18 protein-coding genes are annotated in these 20,611 nt (G+C 58.1%); 14 read left to right on the forward strand and 4 right to left on the reverse strand.

Translation table 11 applies throughout. The features are described from left to right. Window positions 1–18: 18 nt before the first annotated feature. From QMK51_RS24225 to QMK51_RS24255, 7 genes are all read left to right on the forward strand, one after another. Window positions 19–1,620, forward strand: coding sequence for an ABC transporter substrate-binding protein (locus QMK51_RS24225; RefSeq protein WP_320392246.1), 1,602 nt, complete (start codon window positions 19–21; stop codon window positions 1,618–1,620). A 171-nt stretch (window positions 1,621–1,791) separates the two neighbouring features. Next, on the forward strand, window positions 1,792–3,207 hold the full coding sequence (locus QMK51_RS24230) for an OprD family porin (RefSeq protein WP_258697575.1): 1,416 nt from the start codon (window positions 1,792–1,794) through the stop codon (window positions 3,205–3,207). Between the two features lie 75 nt (window positions 3,208–3,282). After that, window positions 3,283–4,878, forward strand: a complete 1,596-nt coding sequence (locus QMK51_RS24235; protein ID WP_320392247.1) for an ABC transporter substrate-binding protein — start codon at window positions 3,283–3,285, stop codon at window positions 4,876–4,878. A gap of 73 nt (window positions 4,879–4,951) precedes the next feature. Beyond that, a complete protein-coding gene (locus tag QMK51_RS24240) occupies window positions 4,952–5,962 on the forward strand; it encodes an ABC transporter permease subunit (RefSeq protein WP_258697577.1) in 1,011 nt (336 codons plus the stop codon). Window positions 5,963–5,973: 11 nt separating this feature from the next. Then, window positions 5,974–6,900 (forward strand): ABC transporter permease subunit, encoded by a 927-nt coding sequence (locus QMK51_RS24245; protein ID WP_320392248.1) that lies wholly within the window; start codon window positions 5,974–5,976, stop codon window positions 6,898–6,900. 10 nt (window positions 6,901–6,910) lie between these two features. After that, a complete protein-coding gene (locus QMK51_RS24250) occupies window positions 6,911–7,879 on the forward strand; it encodes an ABC transporter ATP-binding protein (protein WP_258697579.1) in 969 nt (322 codons plus the stop codon). Next, window positions 7,879–8,859 carry a peptide ABC transporter ATP-binding protein gene (locus QMK51_RS24255; protein ID WP_320392249.1) on the forward strand — a complete coding sequence of 327 codons (981 nt, stop codon included), beginning with the start codon at window positions 7,879–7,881 and terminating at the stop codon, window positions 8,857–8,859. The genes QMK51_RS24250 and QMK51_RS24255 overlap by 1 nt, the downstream gene beginning before the upstream one ends. Window positions 8,860–9,048: 189 nt before the next feature. Here the strand turns inward: QMK51_RS24255 and QMK51_RS24260 are convergent, their stop codons facing one another. Beyond that, the gene (locus QMK51_RS24260) at window positions 9,049–9,270 is read right to left on the reverse strand and encodes a hypothetical protein (protein WP_320392250.1); all 222 of its coding nucleotides are present in this window, start codon (window positions 9,268–9,270) and stop codon (window positions 9,049–9,051) included. 337 nt (window positions 9,271–9,607) lie between these two features. Continuing rightward, entirely contained in the window at window positions 9,608–11,191 is a 1,584-nt protein-coding gene (locus QMK51_RS24265; protein ID WP_320392251.1) for a peptide chain release factor 3, read from the reverse strand. Window positions 11,192–11,620: 429 nt separating this feature from the next. On the opposite strand from QMK51_RS24265, the gene QMK51_RS24270 reads away from it, so the two are divergent. From QMK51_RS24270 to QMK51_RS24300, 7 genes are all read left to right on the forward strand, one after another. Continuing rightward, window positions 11,621–12,337, forward strand: coding sequence for an ABC transporter permease (locus tag QMK51_RS24270; RefSeq protein ID WP_320392252.1), 717 nt, complete (start codon window positions 11,621–11,623; stop codon window positions 12,335–12,337). 20 nt (window positions 12,338–12,357) lie between these two features. Next, window positions 12,358–13,251 carry a glycine betaine ABC transporter substrate-binding protein gene (locus QMK51_RS24275; protein ID WP_320392253.1) on the forward strand — a complete coding sequence of 298 codons (894 nt, stop codon included), beginning with the start codon at window positions 12,358–12,360 and terminating at the stop codon, window positions 13,249–13,251. A 12-nt stretch (window positions 13,252–13,263) separates the two neighbouring features. After that, entirely contained in the window at window positions 13,264–13,917 is a 654-nt protein-coding gene (locus QMK51_RS24280; protein ID WP_320392254.1) for an ABC transporter permease, read from the forward strand. Beyond that, entirely contained in the window at window positions 13,914–15,071 is a 1,158-nt protein-coding gene (locus tag QMK51_RS24285) for an ABC transporter ATP-binding protein (RefSeq protein WP_320392255.1), read from the forward strand. Before QMK51_RS24280 ends, QMK51_RS24285 begins: the two co-directional genes overlap by 4 nt. Window positions 15,072–15,542: 471 nt before the next feature. Beyond that, complete coding sequence (locus QMK51_RS24290) at window positions 15,543–16,706, forward strand: type III PLP-dependent enzyme (protein ID WP_258697587.1); 1,164 nt, start codon at window positions 15,543–15,545, stop codon at window positions 16,704–16,706. A gap of 175 nt (window positions 16,707–16,881) precedes the next feature. Next, a complete protein-coding gene (locus QMK51_RS24295; protein WP_320392256.1) occupies window positions 16,882–17,946 on the forward strand; it encodes an alpha-xenorhabdolysin family binary toxin subunit A in 1,065 nt (354 codons plus the stop codon). A 35-nt stretch (window positions 17,947–17,981) separates the two neighbouring features. Beyond that, complete coding sequence (locus QMK51_RS24300; protein ID WP_320392257.1) at window positions 17,982–18,980, forward strand: alpha-xenorhabdolysin family binary toxin subunit B; 999 nt, start codon at window positions 17,982–17,984, stop codon at window positions 18,978–18,980. Between the two features lie 50 nt (window positions 18,981–19,030). Here the strand turns inward: QMK51_RS24300 and QMK51_RS24305 are convergent, their stop codons facing one another. Both QMK51_RS24305 and QMK51_RS24310 read right to left on the reverse strand, forming a co-directional pair. Next, entirely contained in the window at window positions 19,031–19,789 is a 759-nt protein-coding gene (locus QMK51_RS24305) for a tetratricopeptide repeat protein (protein ID WP_320392258.1), read from the reverse strand. Next, entirely contained in the window at window positions 19,790–20,470 is a 681-nt protein-coding gene (locus QMK51_RS24310; RefSeq protein ID WP_320392259.1) for a Fe2+-dependent dioxygenase, read from the reverse strand. Between the last annotated feature and the right edge of the window lie 141 nt (window positions 20,471–20,611).

Consider the following 20,611-nt stretch of genomic DNA (forward strand, 5'->3'; position numbering starts at 1 on the left):
ACAAAAAGAGGGAGCGTTATGCGCCATACCTTGGTTTTATCCGCATTGCTGGGCACCGGCCTGCTGGCCGCCACTTCCATCAGCCAGGCCGCCAACAACAGCCTGGTGTTCTGCTCTGAAGGCAGCCCCGCCGGTTTCGATACCGCGCAGTACACCACTGCGACCGATAACGACGCCGCTGAGCCGCTGTACAACCGATTGGCAGAGTTTGAAAAAGGCGCCACCAACGTCGTACCAGGCCTGGCAACGAGCTGGGATATTTCCGAGGACGGTCTCAAGTACACCTTTCACCTGCGCGAAGGGGTGAAATTTCACACGACCAAATACTTCACGCCGACCCGCGATTTCAACGCCGACGACGTGCTGTTCACGTTCAATCGCATGCTCGATCCGCAGCAACCCTTCCGTAAGGCTTATCCGACCGAGTTCCCGTATTTCAACGGGATGAGCCTGAACAAGAACATCGCCAAGGTCGAGAAGACCGGGCCGCTGACCGTGGTGATGACGCTCAACAGCGTCGACGCCGCGTTCATCCAGAACATCGCCATGAGCTTCGCCGCCATCCTGTCTGCCGAGTACGCCGACAAACTGCTCGCCGAAGGCAAGCCGAGCGACATCAACCAGAAGCCGATCGGCACCGGGCCGTTCGTGTTCAAGAGCTACCAGAAAGACGCCAACATCCGTTACAGCGGCAACAAGCAGTACTGGGACCCGAGCCGGGTCAAGCTCGACAACCTGATTTTCGCCATCAACACCGACGCCTCGGTGCGCGTGCAGAAACTCAAGGCCAACGAATGCCAGATTACCCTGCACCCGCGCCCCGCCGACGTGACCGCGCTGAAGAACGACCCGACCCTCAAGCTCATCGAGAAGCCCGGCTTCAACCTCGGCTACATCGCCTATAACGTGCGCCACAAACCGTTCGACCAGCTCGAAGTGCGCCAGGCACTGGACATGGCGGTGAACAAACAAGGCATTCTCAACGCTGTCTACCAAGGTGCCGGTCAACTGGCGGTCAACGCCATGCCGCCGACCCAATGGTCCTACGACGAAACGATTAAAGACGCCGCCTACAACCCGGAAAAAGCCAAGGAACTGCTCAAGGCTGCCGGCGTCAAGGAAGGCACCGAAATCACCCTCTGGGCCATGCCGGTTCAGCGTCCGTACAACCCCAATGCCAAGCTGATGGCCGAAATGCTCCAGGCGGATTGGGCGAAGATCGGCCTCAAGGTCAAGATCGTCAGCTACGAATGGGGCGAGTACATCAAGCGCACCAAGAACGGCGAGCACGACATCAGCCTGATCGGCTGGACCGGTGACAACGGCGACCCGGACAACTGGCTCGGCACGCTCTACAGCTGCGACGCCATTGGCGGCAACAACTACTCCATGTGGTGTGATCCGGCCTACGACAAGCTGATCAAGCAAGCCAAGGTCGTCACCGATCGCGACCAGCGCACCGTGCTCTACAAACAGGCGCAACAGTACCTCAAGCAGCAGGTGCCGATCACGCCAGTCGCCCATTCAACGGTTAACCAGCCGTTGAGCGCCAAAATCGAAGGATTCAAGGTGAGCCCTTTCGGTCGCAACGTGTTCTCGGGTGTCAGTATCGACCAATAACCCATTAGCCAGAAACGCTGGGGGCGGATTCCGCCCTCACGCAAGCGTATTGCCGTAATTCGTCAATACGGCTTGTAGCAAACGTTTGCGATGCCTTGAATGTGTTCTAAACCAAATAGCCGGATCACCCAAAAAGACCGGCATTAAAAAAGAAAGAAAGGAGCTTCACCCATGAAACTGAGCAGCACCGCGTTATTGGCCTTGGCCATCAGCAGCGTGACCGCCACGGCGTACGCAGAATCCCAGAGCCAGGCGTTCACCCCGGTTACCGTGAAAGAGAAAAGCGCCCAAAGCGAAGCCACTGGTTTTGTCGAAGGCCAGTCGATCACCGGCAGCACGCGTAACTGGTACGCCAACGAGCATTTCAAGCGGGGTGCGACACTCAACTACCGTCAGAATGGTGAAACGCGCCAGACTGACCGTCGCATCAACTGGCTGCAAGGCACAATCATCAAGTACAACTCGGGGTTCACTGAAGGCACCGTCGGCTTCAGCACCGAAGTAGCGGCCTACAACGCCATTGCCCTGGATCGTGATCGCAAGGATCTGGCGTCCAACAACGGCGGTGCGCCGACCACGCGTCCTGGCGCGGGTAACAACCGTACGCTGACCAAAGAAGGCGGCGACGCCGTCGGCCAGTGGAGCAAACTGGGCCTGGCCAACGTCAAGGCCCGTATCTCCAACACCACGCTGACTGCCGGTCGCCAGAACTTCAGCAGCCCGCAGGTAGACGTTATCGGTAACCGTGCCCTGCCTTCGAGCTTCGAAGGTGTGACCCTGCACAGCGAAGAGCTGGAGAACCTGTCCTTCGACCTCGGCACCTTCGACCGCAACTCACCGCGTACCGAACAAAGCCAGCGCAAGTTCCGCTCCGAATACGGCGACACCAATGCCGAAGCCGATCACGTCCACACTGCCGGTATCACCTACCAGCCGTTCGCCAGCCTGACCACCAGCCTTTGGGGCACCCAGGCTGAAGACTTGTGGAATCAGTACTACTTCGGCGCCACCCATGTACTGGGCGACAGCCAGGTCCTGAGCCTGACCACCGGCCTGAACTACTACAAAACCGTGGATGAAGGTAAAGCCAAGCTCGGCCAGATCGACAACGACACCTACTCCCTATCGTTCGGCCTGACCCACCAGGCCCACAGCCTGACCTTCTCGTACCAGGAAGTGAACGGTAACGAGTACTTCGACTACCTGCACGAAACCAACGGCATCTACCTGGCCAACTCCCTGCTGTCGGACTTCAACGGCCCGAACGAGAAGTCCTTCCAGATCGCCTACGGCCTGAACATGGCCGAATACGGCGTGCCAGGCCTGAAGTTCAACATCTACCAGGCTCGCGGCTGGGGTATCGACGGTACTCACTACAACAGCACCGGCTACACCGATGTGAAGGCGATGGACGGCGAGCACCACTATGAATACGGCATCGGTGCTTCGTACGCCGTGCAGAGCGGCCCACTCAAGGCCACCGCTATCCGTGCGACGTACACCGCGCACCGTGCCAGCGAAAACCAGGCGGACGGCAGCCTCAACGAGTTCCGTCTCGTGACCACCATCCCGTTCAACATTTTGTAAAACCCATGCCTGCGGCTGACTCATGACGAGTCGGCCGCCTGGCTTTTCCGTTCAACCGATTGCAGAGGGCTCTAGATGAAAATGCTTCCCCTACGAGCAGCCATCGCTGCCGCGTTGCTGAGTGTCGCCGTTGGCGTCTCGGCCAAACCCTTGGTGGTCTGTACCGAAAACAGCCCGGAAGGCTTCGACATGGTCCAGTACACGACTGCAGTCACAGGCGATGCAGTGTCCGAAACCATCTTCAACCGTCTGGTGGGTTTCAAGCCCGGTACCACCGAAGTGATTCCGTCATTGGCCGATTCGTGGGAGATCAGCGATAACGGTCTGACCTACACGTTCCACCTGCGCAAGGGCGTCAAGTTTCACACCACCGACTACTTCAAGCCGACCCGCGACTTGATTGCCGACGACGTGGTCTGGAGCTTCCAGCGTCAGCTGGACCCGAATCATCCGTGGCACAAGCAGTCGAGCGTGGGCTTCCCGTACTTTGAAAGTATGGGCTTCAAAGAACTGCTCAAGAGCGTCGAGAAGGTCGACGACAACACGGTCAAGTTCACTCTGACTCGCCGTGAAGCGCCGTTCCTGGCCGACATCGCCATGGCGTTCTCTTCGATCTACTCCGCCGAGTACGCCGACCAGTTGCTCAAGGCCGACAAGATGGGCGACCTGAACAACAAGCCGGTCGGCACCGGCCCGTTCGTCTTCCAGCGTTACGCCAAGGATGCTCAGGTTCGCTTCAAGGCCAACCCGGACTACTTCCTGGGCAAGCCACCGGCTGACGCGTTGGTCCTGGCGATCGCCACCGATAACAACGTGCGCCTGCAAAAGCTCAAGGCCAACGAGTGCCAGATCGCGCTGTACCCGAAACCGGATGACATCTCGAGCATCAAGAAAGACGACAAGCTGAAGGTCGATGAACTGAACGCGATGACCGTCTCCTATATCGCCATGAACACCACTCGCAAGTACATGAGTGATGTGCGGGTGCGCAAAGCGATCGACATCGCCTTCGACAAAGAAGCGGCGGTCAACGCCCTGTTCGGCAAAGGCAATGCCACCGTGGCGGTCAACCCGTACCCGGATACCTTGCTGGGCTACAACCACACATTGACCAACCCGCCCCGCGACCTGGACAAGGCTCGCGCCCTGATTAAGGAAGCCGGTGTGCCGGAAGGCACGGTGTTTACCCTGTTCACCCGCAACGGTGGGGGTGCAACCAACCCGAACCCGATGCTCGCCGCGCAGATGATGCAGGCTGACCTGGCGAAGATCGGGATCAAGGTCGATATTCGTGTCATGGAATGGGGCGAAATGCTCAAGCGCGCGAAAAACGGCGAGCACGATATGGTGGCCGCTGGATGGGCTGGCGATAACGGTGACCCGGATAACTTCCTGACGCCTATGCTCAGTTGTGAGGCCGCCAAAAACGGCGAAAACTATGCACGCTGGTGCAATGAAAAGTTCCAGGCGCTGATCGACGAAGCGAGGGCTAAAGTGAACCCGGACGAACGCGCGGCGCTCTACGAACAGGCCCAGGCCATTTTCAACCAGGACCAGCCATGGATCAGCATGGCGCACACCCGCATGTTCACTGCAATGCGCACCAATGTAGAGGGCTATCAAATTAGCCCCCTCACCACTAATAACTTCGCCACCACCCAGGTGAAGTAGATAAAAAACGCCCGGCATCGCTGACCCCAGCGCCGCCGGGCACGCCTAACCGGCTGATGAGGTACAACACACGATGTTTAGTTTTATTGCCCGCCGATTGGGATTACTGATCCCCACGTTCTTCGGCATCACCTTGCTGACTTTCGCGTTGATCCGCATGATTCCTGGCGACCCCGTAGAAGTGATGATGGGAGAACGTCGGGTCGACCCCGAAATGCATGCTCAGGCAATGGAACGCCTAGGTCTGAACAAACCGCTGTATGCCCAATACCTGGATTACATTGGCAAACTGGCCCACGGCGATCTCGGCGAATCCCTGCGTACCCGTGAAAGCGTGTGGAGTGAATTCAAGGTGTTGTTCCCGGCCACCTTCGAGCTGTCGATGGCGGCCCTGTTATTTGCCGGAGTCCTCGGACTGCTGGCCGGTGTAATCGCCGCGTTGAAGCGAGGATCCCTGTTCGACCATGGGGTCATGGGCATCTCTCTCACGGGATACTCGATGCCGATCTTCTGGTGGGGCCTGATCCTGATTATGTTCTTCTCGGTCAGCCTGGGTTGGACGCCGGTCTCCGGGCAGAACGACTTGTTGATCGACGTGGAGCGCAAAACCCATTTCATGCTGATCGACACCTGGCTCAGCGATGAACCGGGCGCGCTACTCGACTACCTGCATCACTTGATCCTGCCGGCCATCGTGCTGGGCACCATTCCGCTAGCGGTGATTGCCCGGATGACCCGTTCCTCCATGCTTGAAGTGCTGCGTGAGGACTACATCCGCACCGCTCGGGCCAAAGGCCTGTCGCCGGCACGCGTCGTGTTTGTCCATGGCCTGCGCAACGCGTTGATTCCGGTGCTGACCGTGGTCGGCCTGCAAGTCGGCACACTGCTGGCTGGCGCTGTTCTGACCGAAACGATCTTCTCCTGGCCCGGCATCGGCAAATGGCTGATCGAAGCCATCGGCGCCCGGGACTATCCCGTCGTGCAAAACGGCATCTTGTTGATTGCCTGCATCGTGATCCTGGTTAACTTCGTGGTGGATATCCTCTACGGCTTTGCCAACCCACGCATTCGTCACCAGCGCTGAGGTAAATACCCATGAGCATTCCAACTTCCTCAGCAGTCACGTCTACCTCCGCCGTGGATCAAAGCCTGCTGTATCCATCACCGTACAAAGAGTTCTGGCATGCATTTTCGAAGAATAAAGGCGCCGTTGCCGGCCTGATGTTCTTCACCCTGATTGTGTTCTGCGCGATTTTTGCCCCTTGGGTTGCGCCGCACAATCCAAGCGAGCAATACCGTGATTTTCTGCTGACGCCTCCGGTGTGGCTCGATGGCGGGCAATGGCGCTTTTTCCTCGGCACCGATGAACTGGGCCGCGACCTGCTGTCGCGTTTGATTCACGGCTCGCGCCTGTCGCTGTTGATCGGCCTGTCCTCGGTGGTCATGTCGCTGATTCCCGGCATCATGATGGGATTACTGGCCGGGTTCTTCCCACGCGTGCTCGGCCCGACCATCATGCGTCTGATGGACATCATGCTGGCGCTGCCGTCCCTGCTGCTGGCCGTGGCGATTGTCGCCATCCTCGGCCCTGGCCTGATCAACACCGTGATCGCCATCGCCGTGGTGTCCCTGCCGTCCTATGTTCGTCTGACCCGTGCCGCGGTGATGGGCGAGCTGAACCGCGACTACGTGACCGCCGCGCGCCTGGCCGGTGCCGGTCTGCCACGCCTGATGTTCATCACCGTGCTGCCCAACTGCATGGCACCGCTGATCGTGCAGGCAACCCTGAGCTTTTCCTCGGCGATTCTCGATGCCGCGGCACTGGGCTTTCTCGGCCTTGGCGTACAACCGCCAACCCCTGAGTGGGGCACCATGCTGGCTTCGGCCCGCGACTACATCGAACGCGCCTGGTGGGTGGTGAGCTTGCCTGGTTTGACCATTTTGCTCAGCGTGCTGGCAATCAACTTGATGGGCGACGGCCTGCGCGATGCGCTGGACCCGAAACTCAAGAACGCCGCCTGAGGAGATTCAAATGTCACTGTTAGAAATCAAGAATCTCAACGTTCGCTTCGGCGACGCCAACGCCGTTCCGGTGGTCGACGGTCTCGACATAACCGTGGACAAGGGCGAAGTGCTGGCCATTGTTGGCGAATCGGGTTCCGGCAAGTCCGTGACCATGATGGCGCTGATGGGCCTGATTGAGCACCCGGGGATCGTCACTGCCGATGCCCTGAATTTCGACGGCAAGAACATGCTCAAGCTCAGCAACCGTCAGCGTCGGCAAATCGTCGGTAAAGACCTGGCCATGGTGTTCCAGGACCCGATGACCGCACTGAACCCGAGCTACACCGTCGGTTTCCAGATCGAAGAAGTGCTGCGTCTGCACCTGAAGATGTCCGGCAAGCAAGCCCGCAAGCGCGCCATCGAACTGCTGGAAAAAGTGGAAATCCCGGGCGCCGCCAGTCGTATGGATGCCTACCCGCATCAGCTCTCCGGCGGTATGAGCCAGCGCGTGGCGATTGCCATGGCGATTGCCGGCGAACCGAAACTGCTGATCGCCGACGAACCGACCACGGCACTGGACGTCACGATTCAGGCGCAGATCATGGACCTGCTGCTGGCCCTGCAAAAAGAGCAGAACATGGGCCTGGTGCTGATCACTCACGACCTCGCGGTCGTGGCCGAAACCGCTCAGCGCGTGTGCGTGATGTACGCCGGCCAGGCGGTTGAAGTCGGTCAGGTGCCACAGCTGTTCGATATTCCGGCGCATCCGTACAGCGAAGCACTGCTGGCGGCGATTCCGGAACACAGCATGGGTGCCGCGCGCCTGTCGACATTACCGGGCATCGTTCCCGGTCGTTACGACCGCCCGCAAGGCTGCCTGCTGTCGCCGCGCTGCCCGTATGTGCAAGACAACTGCCGCGTGCAACGTCCGGCCCTTGACCAGAAAAGTAACAGCCTCGCCCGCTGCTTCTACCCGTTGAACCAGGAGGTGGCGTAATGGCCGTCGTACTTACCGCCCGCGACCTGACCCGTCACTACGAAGTGTCCCGTGGCCTGTTCAAGGGCCATGCGATCGTGCGCGCCCTCAACGGTGTGTCGTTCGAACTGGAAGCCGGCAAGACCCTCGCCGTTGTGGGCGAATCGGGCTGCGGTAAATCCACCCTGGCCCGCGCCCTGACGCTGATCGAAGAACCGTCCTCCGGCTCCTTGAAAATCGCCGGGCAGGAAGTCGCCGGCGCTAACAAGGCCCAGCGCAAGCAACTGCGCAAAGACGTGCAGATGGTGTTCCAGAGCCCGTACGCGTCGTTGAACCCACGGCAGAAGATCGGTGATCAGCTTGCAGAGCCATTATTGATCAACACCAACCTCAGCGCCTCGGAACGTCGCGACAGAGTCCAGGCGATGATGAAGCAGGTGGGCTTGCGTCCCGAGCACTACCAGCGCTATCCGCACATGTTCTCTGGCGGTCAGCGCCAGCGGATCGCCCTGGCCCGCGCAATGATGCTGCAACCGAAAGTGCTGGTGGCGGACGAACCGACCTCGGCGCTGGACGTGTCGATTCAGGCACAGGTGCTCAACCTGTTCATGGATTTGCAGCAAGAGTTCAACACCGCCTACGTGTTCATCTCCCACAACCTCGCCGTGGTGCGCCACGTCGCCGATCACGTGATGGTGATGTACCTCGGCCGGCCGGTGGAAATGGGCCCGAAAGAGGACATCTACACCCGTCCTCTGCACCCGTACACCCAGGCGCTGCTGTCGGCCACTCCGACCATCCACCCGGATCCGGACAAACCGAAAATCAAGATCGTTGGCGAACTGCCCAACCCGCTGAACCCGCCGTCCGGCTGCGCCTTCCACAAGCGCTGCCCGTATGCGACCGAGCGCTGTGCCATCGAAGAGCCGGCCCTGCGCCTGCTCGACACCCGCCAGGTGGCTTGCCACTACGCCGAGCAATTCCTCGACGGCGCGGCATAACAATGTGGGAGCGAGCCTGCTCGCGATAGCGGTGTATCAGTCGGCATTAATGTCGACGGGTATGACGCCATCGCGAGCAGGCTCGCTCCCACAGGTATTGAGCGGCACGAAATATCTAAAGCGTTGACCAACCCCTTCTGCTTCGATTGCGCATCAGTCCGGCAGGAGGGGTTTTCTTTTGTCCGTCATCTACGATTGCTTGTCGTCCTCTTCCTCATCGGAGTCTGGGTCGTCAGTCGAATCGTCATCGTCTGATTCGGTCGCAGCGATCATCAGCTCGCTGTGCACGCCTTGCCCGTTCAAGGCCTGTTTTTCATGGTTCTCACATTCTGCCCACGCCACCGCCGACGTGCCGAGGGACAGCATCACCAAAACCTTAAGCAGCAACACAATGCGTTGAAAAATACTCATAGCCGACTCCATCCTTTCTTGGGTGGCGCGTGGATGCCTGAAAGGTACTGAGTGAAATTTAGTTCCGATTGACCGGGTTCTCCAGACAGGAGGCTACCGGGTAGCAGAAAATGCCGCTGGCGAAGAGATTGGTTTGGAATAAGGGTTATATCCAACCCCACTAACGATGATGCCCCCTGTGGGAGCGAGCCTGCTCGCGATGGCGGACAGCCAGTCGACACATCTCTGAATGCCAGACCGCTATCGCGAGCAGGCTCGCTCCCACAGGGGAACAGTGGTCAATAAAAAAGCCCCGAAGCTTTACGCATCGGGGCTTTGGGGGGGTACAGCTCAGCGCTTAGTGATGCTCACGCGTCGCACGGAATTTCACGTCCGGCCAGCGCTCTTCCATCAGCGCCAGGTTGACCCGGGTCGGGGCCAGGTAAGTCAGGTGACCGCCGCCGTCCAGTGCCAGGTTTTCCACAGCCTTGTTGGAGAATTCCTCAAGCTTCTTCTTGTCGCTGCACTCGATCCAGCGCGCGGAATACACGGTGATCGGCTCGTAGGAGCACTCGACCTTGTATTCCTCTTTCAAGCGGCTGGCGACCACATCGAACTGCAGCACGCCGACCGCGCCGAGGATGATGTCGTTGCTGCGCTCGGGGAAGAACACCTGGGTGGCGCCCTCTTCCGCCAACTGCTGCAAGCCTTGGCGCAGTTGCTTGGATTTCAACGGATCCTTCAGCCGCACGCGACGGAACAGTTCCGGGGCGAAGTGCGGGATGCCGGTGAAGCCCAGGGCTTCACCTTCGGTGAAGGTGTCACCGATCTGGATGGTGCCGTGGTTGTGCAAACCGATGATGTCGCCAGCGAAGGCCTCTTCCAGTTGCTCACGCTCGGAGGAGAAGAAGGTCAGCGCGTCGCCGATCCGTACGTCCTTACCAGTGCGTACGTGGCGCATCTTCATGCCTTTTTCGTACTTGCCGGAGCAAATGCGCATGAAGGCGATGCGGTCGCGGTGTTTGGGGTCCATGTTCGCCTGGATCTTGAACACGAAACCTGAGAACTTCTCTTCCACCGGTTCCACGGTGCGCTCGTTGGCGACTCGGGCCAGCGGTTTCGGTGCCCAATCGACCACGGCGTCGAGCACGTGATCGACACCGAAGTTGCCCAGTGCGGTACCGAAGAACACCGGGGTCAGTTGGCCGTCGAGGAATTCCTGTTGATTGAATTCGTGGCAGGCGCCCTGCACCAGTTCCAGCTGTTCGACGAAGCGATCGTACTCGTCGCCCAAGTGCGCGCGGGCTTCGTCGGAGTCGAGCTTCTCGATGATTTTCACATCGGTGCGCTCGTGGCCGTGGCCGGCGGTGTAGACAATGATGTAGTCGTCGGCGAGGTGATAAACGCCCTTGAAGTCGCGGTAGCAACCGATCGGCCAGGTGATCGGCGCCGCCTTGATTTTCAGGACCGCTTCGATTTCGTCGAGCAGTTCGATCGGGTCGCGGATATCACGGTCGAGTTTGTTGATGAAGCTGACGATCGGCGTGTCACGCAGACGGCAGACGTCCATCAGCGCGATGGTGCGTGGTTCAACACCTTTACCGCCGTCGAGCACCATCAAGGCCGAGTCCACCGCCGTCAGGGTGCGATAGGTATCTTCGGAGAAGTCTTCGTGGCCCGGGGTGTCGAGCAGGTTGACCATGTGGTCGCGATACGGGAACTGCATGACCGACGTGGTAATGGAAATACCCCGTTGTTTTTCCATTTCCATCCAGTCGGAGGTGGCATGGCGGTCGGACTTGCGAGACTTCACCGTGCCGGCTACCGCAATCGCCTTGCCCATCAGCAAGAGCTTCTCGGTGATGGTGGTTTTACCGGCATCGGGGTGGGAAATAATGGCGAAAGTGCGGCGTTTCGCGACTTCGGCGGCCTGTTTGGTCATGGGAAATCGCCTGGCGGTGATTCAAAAAAGGGCGGCGAGTATAGCTTAAAAAGTGACCTACGGACCACCATCCACAGGGCTGACGGAGGTTGCGATCCAACGTTGGAGCTGCCGAAGGCTGCGATCTTTTGATCTTCGCTTCTAAAAGCAACATCAAAAGATCGCAGCCTTCGGCAGCTCCTACGCGGTGGCTAAATGCTGCTGATTATGGAACCTTTTAAAAGGTGGAGGCGTCCACTCCCCTGTTACGACCCATCGTCAGGGGCTGAAAAATCAGCAAGTCAGCCTGACGAGGCTGCGCTTATGGCTCGATTTCATGCGGTTTCATCACCGTGTAGAGCTGCTTCTCGCGAACGTTGTTTTCCCGGCAGCCAGGCATGGCATTGCCACTCGGGACTGCGTCCGCCGACAGAAAAAAGGAGTCCGCCTGTGGCTATTCGCTATGGCAAAGGGCTGACAGGAGGTGCGGTTGTCGTCGCCCTTCTGGCCCTGCTGATCCACTGGATTGGCATCAACACGATCGAACAGTACCGCGACGATTTGTTGTTTTACCTGCAAGCTCATCTGATTCTCGTCCTCGTTTCCATGCTGGCCGCCCTTGTAGTGGGCATACCCGCCGGCATCTTCCTCAGCCGCCCGACCATGGTTGGACGCGCCGAACGCTTCATGCAGATCTTCAACATCGGCAACACCGTGCCGCCTCTCGCCGTACTGGCCATCGCCCTGGGTATCCTCGGCATTGGCAGCGGTCCCGCAATCTTCGCCCTGTTCCTCGCCTCACTGTTGCCGATCGTGCGCAACACCTACGAAGGGCTGAGAAACGTCCAGGGTTCGCTCAAGGAAGCGGCCGTCGGTATCGGTATGACACCGACTCAGGTGCTATGGCGGGTCGAACTGCCGAACGCCGTGCCGATCATCATCGGTGGCGTGCGAGTGGCGCTGGCGATCAACGTCGGTACCGCACCGCTGGCGTTCCTGATCGGCGCCAACAGCCTGGGCAGCCTGATTTTCCCCGGTATCGCCCTGAACAATCAGCCGCAACTGCTGCTCGGCGCGGCCTGCACCGCCCTGCTGGCCTTGCTGCTCGACGGACTGGTGACACTCGCCAGCCGCCTCTGGCTCGAACGCGGCCTGCGCCCGTCTTAAGCCCCGGCAAAGGAATTTTCATGAAGACATCAAGCTTTTTACTAGGCTGCGTTCTGCTGTTCGCAGGATTTGCCCAAGCCGCTGAAAAACCCGTGATCCGCATTGGCGCCCGGGTGTTCACCGAACAAACCCTGCTGGCGGAAATCACCTCCCAATACCTGCGCGCCAAAGGTTACGACACTCAAGTGACGGGCGGTCTGGGCAGCAACCTCGCCCGCAGCGCCCACGAAAGCGGTCAGCTGGATTTGATGTGGGAATACACCGGCGTGTCGCTGGTGGCTTACAACCACGTCACTGAAAAACTCGACAGCGCTCAGTCCTACGCCAAGGTGAAAGCACTCGACGAAAAAAAAGGCCTGATCTGGCTGACCCCGTCGAAGTTCAGCAACACCTACGCCCTGGCGCTGCCGGAAAAAACCGCGAAGGCTTACCCGCAGATCAACACGATCAGCGAGCTGAACACGGTGTTGCAGGCTGAGCAGAAGCAAAATCATCTGGTAGCGCTGGATACCGAATTCGCCAACCGCTCCGACGGTCTGGCCGGCATGGTTGACCTCTACGGCATGAACCTGACCCGCAACAACATCCGCCAGATGGACGCCGGGCTGGTCTACACCGCCCTGCGTAACGGCCAGGTGTTTGCCGGTCTGGTTTACACCACCGACGGTCGCCTGAACGCCTTCAAGCTCAAATTGCTCGAAGACGACAAGCATTACTTCCCGGACTACACCGCCGCGCCGGTGGTGCGCCAGGCCTACCTCGATGCCCACCCGAAACTCACCGAAGAGCTCAAGCCACTGGCCCAGCTGTTCGACGACGCCACCATGCGCCAGCTCAATGCACGGGTCGATGTCGATCACGAAAGCCCTTCATCGGTTGCCGCAGATTTCCTGCGCCAGCATCCGTTGAACTAAAGAGGAAAAGTCATGGAATTTCTCAACGCCTTTTCCCATCTCGACGGGCCGCAGGTTTTGCACCTGACCTGGCAGCACATCACCCTGGTCGGCATCGCGGTAACACTGGCGATTCTGGTCGGCGTGCCGCTGGGCATCCTGATGACGCGCTTCCCGACGCTGGCCGGTCCCTTGCAAGCCAGCGCCACGGTGCTGCTGACCGTGCCGTCGATTGCGCTGTTCGGCCTGTTGCTGCCGTTCTACTCGACATTCGGCCAGGGCCTCGGCCCGATGCCGGCGATCACCGCCGTGTTTCTGTATTCGCTGCTGCCGATCATGCGTAACACCTACCTGGCCCTGACCGGCGTCGAACCGGGCATTCGCGAAGCGGCGCGTGGCATCGGCATGACCTTCGGCCAGCGCCTGCGCATGGTCGAGCTGCCCATCGCGGTGCCGGTGATCCTCGCCGGTGTACGCACCGCCGTGGTGATGAACATCGGTGTGATGACCATCGCCGCCACCATCGGCGCCGGTGGCCTCGGTGTACTCATTCTCGCTTCCATCAGCCGCAGCGACATGTCGATGCTGATCGTCGGCGCCGTGCTGGTCAGTCTTCTGGCCATCTTCGCTGACCTGCTTTTGCAATGGCTGCAACGTTCGCTGACTCCAAAAGGACTGCTCAAATGATCGAACTTCAAAACCTCAGCAAGACCTTCCAAAGCAACGGCAAAGATGTGAAAGCCGTGGACTCGGTGAGCCTGACCGTCAATGAAGGCGAGATCTGTGTGTTCCTCGGGCCATCGGGCTGCGGCAAGAGCACCACGCTGAAGATGATCAACCGGTTGATCAAACCGACTTCGGGCAAGATCCTGATCAACGCTGAAGACACCACTGACCTCGACGAAGTGACCCTGCGTCGCAACATCGGTTACGTGATCCAGCAGATCGGTCTGTTCCCGAATATGACCATCGAGGAAAACATCACCATCGTTCCGCGCCTGCTCGGCTGGGACAAACAGAAATGCCACGACCGCGCCCGCGAGTTGATGAGCATGATCAAGCTTGAGCCCAAGCAGTACCTGACTCGCTATCCCCGTGAGTTGTCCGGTGGCCAGCAGCAACGGATCGGCGTGATTCGAGCGCTGGCGGCGGATGCGCCGCTGTTGCTGATGGACGAACCGTTCGGCGCGGTCGACCCGATCAACCGCGAGATGATCCAGAACGAGTTTTTCGAAATGCAACGGGCGCTGAACAAGACCGTGATCATGGTCAGCCACGACATCGACGAAGCGATCAAGCTCGGCGACAAGATCGCGATTTTCCGCGCCGGCAAACTGTTGCAGATCGACCACCCGGACACCTTGCTCGCGCATCCGGCGGACAACTTTGTCAGCAACTTCGTCGGCCAGGACAGCACGCTCAAGCGTCTGCTGCTGGTGAAGGCAGAAGATGCGGCGGACAACGCGCCATCGGTAAGCCCGGAAACCCCGGTGGCCGAAGCACTTGAATTGATGGACGAACTGGACCGTCGCTACGTGGTGGTCACCTGCGCCGAGAACAAGGCCTTGGGCTACGTGCGTCGGCGCGACCTGCATCGCCAGGCCGGCACCTGCGCGCAATACCGGCGCGAGTTCAACGCCACCGCGGCCTACGACGAACACCTGCGCATCCTGTTGTCACGCATGTACGAGTTCAACCGCTCGTGGCTGCCGGTGATGGACGCCGAGCGGGTGTTTCTGGGGGAAGTGACTCAGGAATCGATTGCCGAGTATTTAAGCTCTGGCAAGTCCCGTGGGGGCAAGACCAGCATTGTTTCGCCAGCGGAAGCCGCGTTGGCCTGACCGACGCCATCGCGAGCAGGCTCGCTCCCACGTTGGATCTGTGGTGTGCATGCAAAAGTTGCGTCAACACAAATCCCCTGTGGGAGCGAGCCTGCTCGCGATGGGGGGCACCACAATTTCCCACCTGAAATACCTCAAACCTCCCTCCAGCGGGAACATCACACTGTCATGCAGGTCGGTTACATCAGTAGCTGTCGGGGACCGCACGACGGAAGCGTGCAAAAACGCGACATTTTTTGTTGATCTCAAGCCCCTCACGCCCTAAAGTTCGCGCCGAACGTCCATGCTGGAAACGATCCATCCGGCTCAAGTACTGACGACGAGACAGCAAGGCCAAGGGAAAGCACCGCCTCCCATGGCCTTTTTGCTTTCGGCGACATGCCTTGGGAAGTAGGCGAACCAAAGTGGGGATACGGAGGACGTTCATTTGCACCCATTGTTAATTTCAGTTTGCCAGTAGGAGTTCCCAGCATGTCGATCAACGTCGAAGACTATTTCGCGCGCGATACCTTCAACAAAATGAAGGCCTTCGCCGACAAACAAGAAACCCCGTTCGTGGTGATCGACACCGCGATGATCGCCCAGGCCTATGACGACCTGCGCGCCGGTTTCGAATTCGCCAAGGTCTACTACGCGGTAAAGGCCAACCCGGCCGTGGAAATCATCGACCTGCTCAAAGAGAAAGGCTCGAACTTCGACATCGCCTCGATCTACGAGTTGGACAAAGTGCTGAGCCGCGGCGTCGGCCCGGATCAGATCAGCTACGGCAACACCATCAAGAAATCCAAAGACATTCGTTACTTCTACGACAAAGGCGTTCGCCTGTACGCCACCGACTCCGAAGCCGACCTGCGCAACATCGCCAAGGCAGCTCCGGGCTCGAAAGTCTACGTACGTATCCTGACTGAAGGCTCGACCACCGCCGACTGGCCACTGTCGCGCAAATTCGGCTGCCAGACCGACATGGCCATGGACCTGCTGATCCTCGCTCGCGACCTGGGTCTGGTGCCATACGGCATCTCGTTCCACGTCGGTTCGCAGCAACGCGACATCAGCGTCTGGGACGCGGCGATCGCCAAGGTCAAAGTGATCTTCGAACGCCTGAAAGAAGAAGACGGCATTCAACTGAAGCTGATCAACATGGGCGGCGGCTTCCCGGCCAACTACATCACCCGCACCAACAGCCTGGAAACCTACGCTGAAGAAATCATCCGTTTCCTCAAGGAAGACTTCGGCGACGACCTGCCGGAAATCATCCTGGAGCCAGGCCGCTCGCTGATCGCCAACGCCGGCATTCTGGTCAGTGAAGTGGTGCTGGTGGCGCGTAAATCCCGTACCGCCGTCGAGCGATGGGTGTACACGGATGTGGGCAAGTTCTCCGGCCTGATCGAAACCATGGACGAAGCCATCAAGTTCCCGATCTGGACCGAGAAGAAAGGCGAGATGGAAGAAGTGGTCATCGCCGGCCCAACCTGCGACAGCGCCGACATCATGTACGAAAACTACAAGTACGGTTTGCCGTTGAACCTGGCTATCGGTGATCGCTTGTACTGGTTGTCGACCGGTGCTTATACCACCAGTTACAGCGCTGTTGAGTTCAATGGCTTCCCGCCGCTGAAGTCGTTCTACGTGTAAACGTAACGCGCCCACAAAAAAGCCCGTGATAAATCACGGGCTTTTTTGTGGGCGATAGTTTTTAAAAAACATTAACTAACAACAACTAAAAACCGGTTACAGACAAAACATACACTTATTCTGAAAGCACCATTACCTTAGCCACTCGGAGCACATATTAAATGGAATTAGACAAATGCAAACCAATAGCAACCCACCGACACCCATCATTACTAAAGACGACATCCAAAAAATCAAGCGCTATGTAACTACCGCCAAGGCCCTGCCCATTACCCTGAACGAAGTTGAGCAACAATTAAACACCCAAAAGACCGGCATTATCGGACTGGAACCGTTTGATGTGCTCAGCCTATATCACAAGATCATCAACAACGCCAATTCGTGGACAGATATAGAGTCTTCCATGAAGCGCGTAAGTGGCAGTCTTGCGACGTTCTCGGAAGATCTGGAAAGTTTTGGCCAGGACATTATCGACGCCATTGTGACCATGCCAGGTTATCAGAACTACATAGGCACGCTCGACAATATGAGCGAGGAAGAGATCAGCCTTCTTCCCCCGCTCGAAATTGGTCGAACGGAAAAAAACCGCTTTGGTTCAATCCAGGAATCTCTGAAATTTATCGCCAGTTCGATTGATGAAAAAAAGTTGAGCAGCCTGGATGTCCTGACCCGTCTGAAGTTTTTCAAGGACGAGATGAGTAACGAAGTCCAGCCCGGCATCGGCTCCAAATTGAAACTGGCCAATAGTGAAGACATCAACAGGCAAATCACGGCGCTGAACAAGGTAATCGACGAAGCCCAGAAGCGCATCGACGAAAAGATGCGGGAAACCTCGCCCAATTTCTTTGATTACATTTTCTCCGGCTACAGCCCGGTAGGTTTCCTGCACTCCGGCAACCTTGAACTATTGCAGAAAACCCACGTGGCGCCGCTGCTCAGGCAGCGTGAACAGCTGACGCAGCAAATCAAACAGAAAAGCATTCTCGCCGGCACCCTGGTGGAACTTCACGGCGACCTGGACAGTTTACTGACCTACGTTCAGGGTGCAATCACCAGCACCGCACAACTTGAAACCTTATGGATCTCGATCTCTGAATACATTAATGCCTCCAGAAACAAAGTTGCAGGCATTAACGACTTTCTAACCCTGAGAAGTTTTGTTTCCAGTCTCAAGATCATTCTCAAAAACTGGAAAACCATTCAGAACAATGCGAACACGATGATTGTCGCGTTCGACTAACCACGCCTTATAAAAACCGAAAAAAGGATTCCCCCATGACTAATTTTGCTTATGCTGTTCCTGACTTCGCCCAGCTTCGTGAAAGCCGCGCGGCCATTCGTTATCAGTCGATCGTCGGTTCCGCCAACCTGTACATCAAAGCTTTGAGTGACGAATTGATCAGCCTCAACGCCGCTATCAGCAGCACCGATCAACTGGTCGCCAACGCCATTACGTCAGCTATAACCGCGCTGGAAACCGATGATCTTCGCGAAAACCTGGAAGCGCTGGCGGTATTGAACGCTCGTGAGCCAGACCACAATACTAAAAAAGCAATTGCGCTCTATTCGAAAATTGCCAACCAACTGATGGAAATGTGCACCGACCAACTGTCACAACTGCACATTAAATTACACACCGGACTGTTCAATGTTCAGAGCGTGTCCATCAGTGACAATCGGTTCAGGCTTGCCGAACTGACTGATTCCCGGATCGGCCTGGCCAAAGAACTGAGCGTCGAACAGGCGGCGCTGAACGAAGTGGTCAGTGACGAACGCATCTTGAATGAAGCGATCAAGCTGTTCGAAAAGATGACGTTTATTGATCGTATCAAGCCCCTTTTTGAACAACTGGCTGGACTGGCCGGCAAGCCTCAAACACCGGAGACCGCCGCGATGGAAGCTGGATTGGCAGTCGCCTTCAAGTTTCTGGATGAGGCCAATGAGTTGGTCAAGTACAGGGATTTGCTGAGGGCACGGCAGATTGTCCAGACTCGCATTGGCCAGCGACAGGAACGAGTGTCATCGCTGGAACAACAACTGCGCACCAACGAAAACCACACTCGACAGCTCAATGACACGCAGAAGGTCATTCCTCACCAACACACCTACGTCAGTGAAACCACCAAACTGGTCGATACACTGTCGATGTTCCTTAAGTCGATCATGCCTGGCACTGACGATGACATGTTGAAAACCGGTGAGCGCCTGATCGAACGCAGTCAGAGTTTGCTCGCGTACATGAATATTCTGCAGGGTCGCTGGTTACGCGGTTGATCTCATCCGTTGCCGCCCATCTGACGGTGGGCAGCAACGGAAGATGTCGGCTAACGCCCGGAAAGCTTAGCCATATGCGTGCGATAAGCCTGGCCCATCGCACGCATCTGCGGATGACAAGCGCCGAGCAGCGACTCACTGCTGACCCGCAGAAAATTCAGATTGCCGCCGACCAGCGCCCTCTCCAGCCACACGAGCGCTTCATCGACATGGCCTTCATCAGCCAGCACCGTGGCATAACTGAACTGCCCCCGGAAATCCCCACCCTCGGCCGAACGCCGATACCAGTCGCGAGCCCCTGCCAGATCCGCCGGGCACACCTGCCCTCCTTCCAGATAACGCCCCAGCAGATTCATCGATTTGGCGTGGCCTGCCTCCGCGGCGCGTTGATACAACGCCAGTGCCTGAAGATGATCCTCAGCCACACCGCGCCCGGTCGCCAGCAGATTGGCGAAGTTGTACATCGCCCAATCCAGTCCGGCCTCTGCCGCGACTCGATAATGCCGTGCAGCCACCGAAGCATTGACCGGGCAACCCCAACCCTGTTCATGGCAACGCCCAAGCATATTGCGCGCCATCAGATGACCTTGGCCCGCGGCGATCTCGAACCAGCGCAGAGCCAACGGTTGATCCTGAGCGATGCCCTGACCGTCGAGCAGAATCTGCCCGAGCAACGCCTGCGCTTCGAGCACGCCTTCGCCGGCGGCCAGCAGAATCGCCTGGGCCGCGCGGGCCGGGCTTTCTGCGAGCATGGCCGTAAACCGCTCGCCGTCGAGGACTTCCTCGCGGCGCAAACGAAAGTCCGCCACTTACACCTCGACCCAGCGGCGCAACAGGTTGTGGTAGGTGCCAGTGAGACGAATCAGTGAAGGATGCTCGGGCATGTCCTGGGTCAGCTGCTGAATCGCCCCGTCCATCTCGAATAGCAAGGCGCGCTGGCTGTCTTCACGCACCAGGCTCTGGGTCCAGAAAAACGAGGCGTAGCGGGTTCCGCGCGTAACTGCGTTGACCTTGTGCAGGCTGGTGCCGGGGTACAGGACCATGTCGCCGGCCGGTAACTTCACGCGCTGGGTGCCGAAGGTGTCCTGGATTTCCAGTTCGCCGCCGTCGTAGTCCTCCGGTTCACTGAAGAACAGCGTCGCCGACAGGTCGGTGCGCACCCGCTCGATGCTGCCCAAGGGCTGACGCACGGCGTTGTCGATGTGGAAGTCGAAACTGCCACCGGCCGTGTAACAGTTCAGTAACGGAGGGAAGACCTTGTGCGGTAACGCCGCTGACATGAACTGCGGATTTTTCCACAACCGTTCGAGCATCGCAGCACCGATCTCCTGGGCCAGCGGGTGACCTTCAGGCAGTTGCAGATTGTGCTTGGCCTTGGCCGACTGGTAACCGGCGGTAATCTTGCCATCAGCCCAATCCGCTTGCGCCAGGGCCTCGCAAATGCGCTGCACTTCTTCTTTCGAGAACACGCCGGGAATGTGCAGCAACATGAAAAGACACCTGAAGGCAAAGGAATGCCAATGGTATTGATTCTTATTGCCCGTGTAAAACCCGAGAGACGAATGAAGCCGTAAAAACCGTAAAGGTGAATTGTAAAGAATGTAAATTCGTCTCGAATAGCAACGTTTCGC

The sequence above is a fragment of the Pseudomonas sp. P9_31 genome (genome assembly GCF_034008235.1).
In the GTDB taxonomy this organism is placed as follows: domain Bacteria; phylum Pseudomonadota; class Gammaproteobacteria; order Pseudomonadales; family Pseudomonadaceae; genus Aquipseudomonas.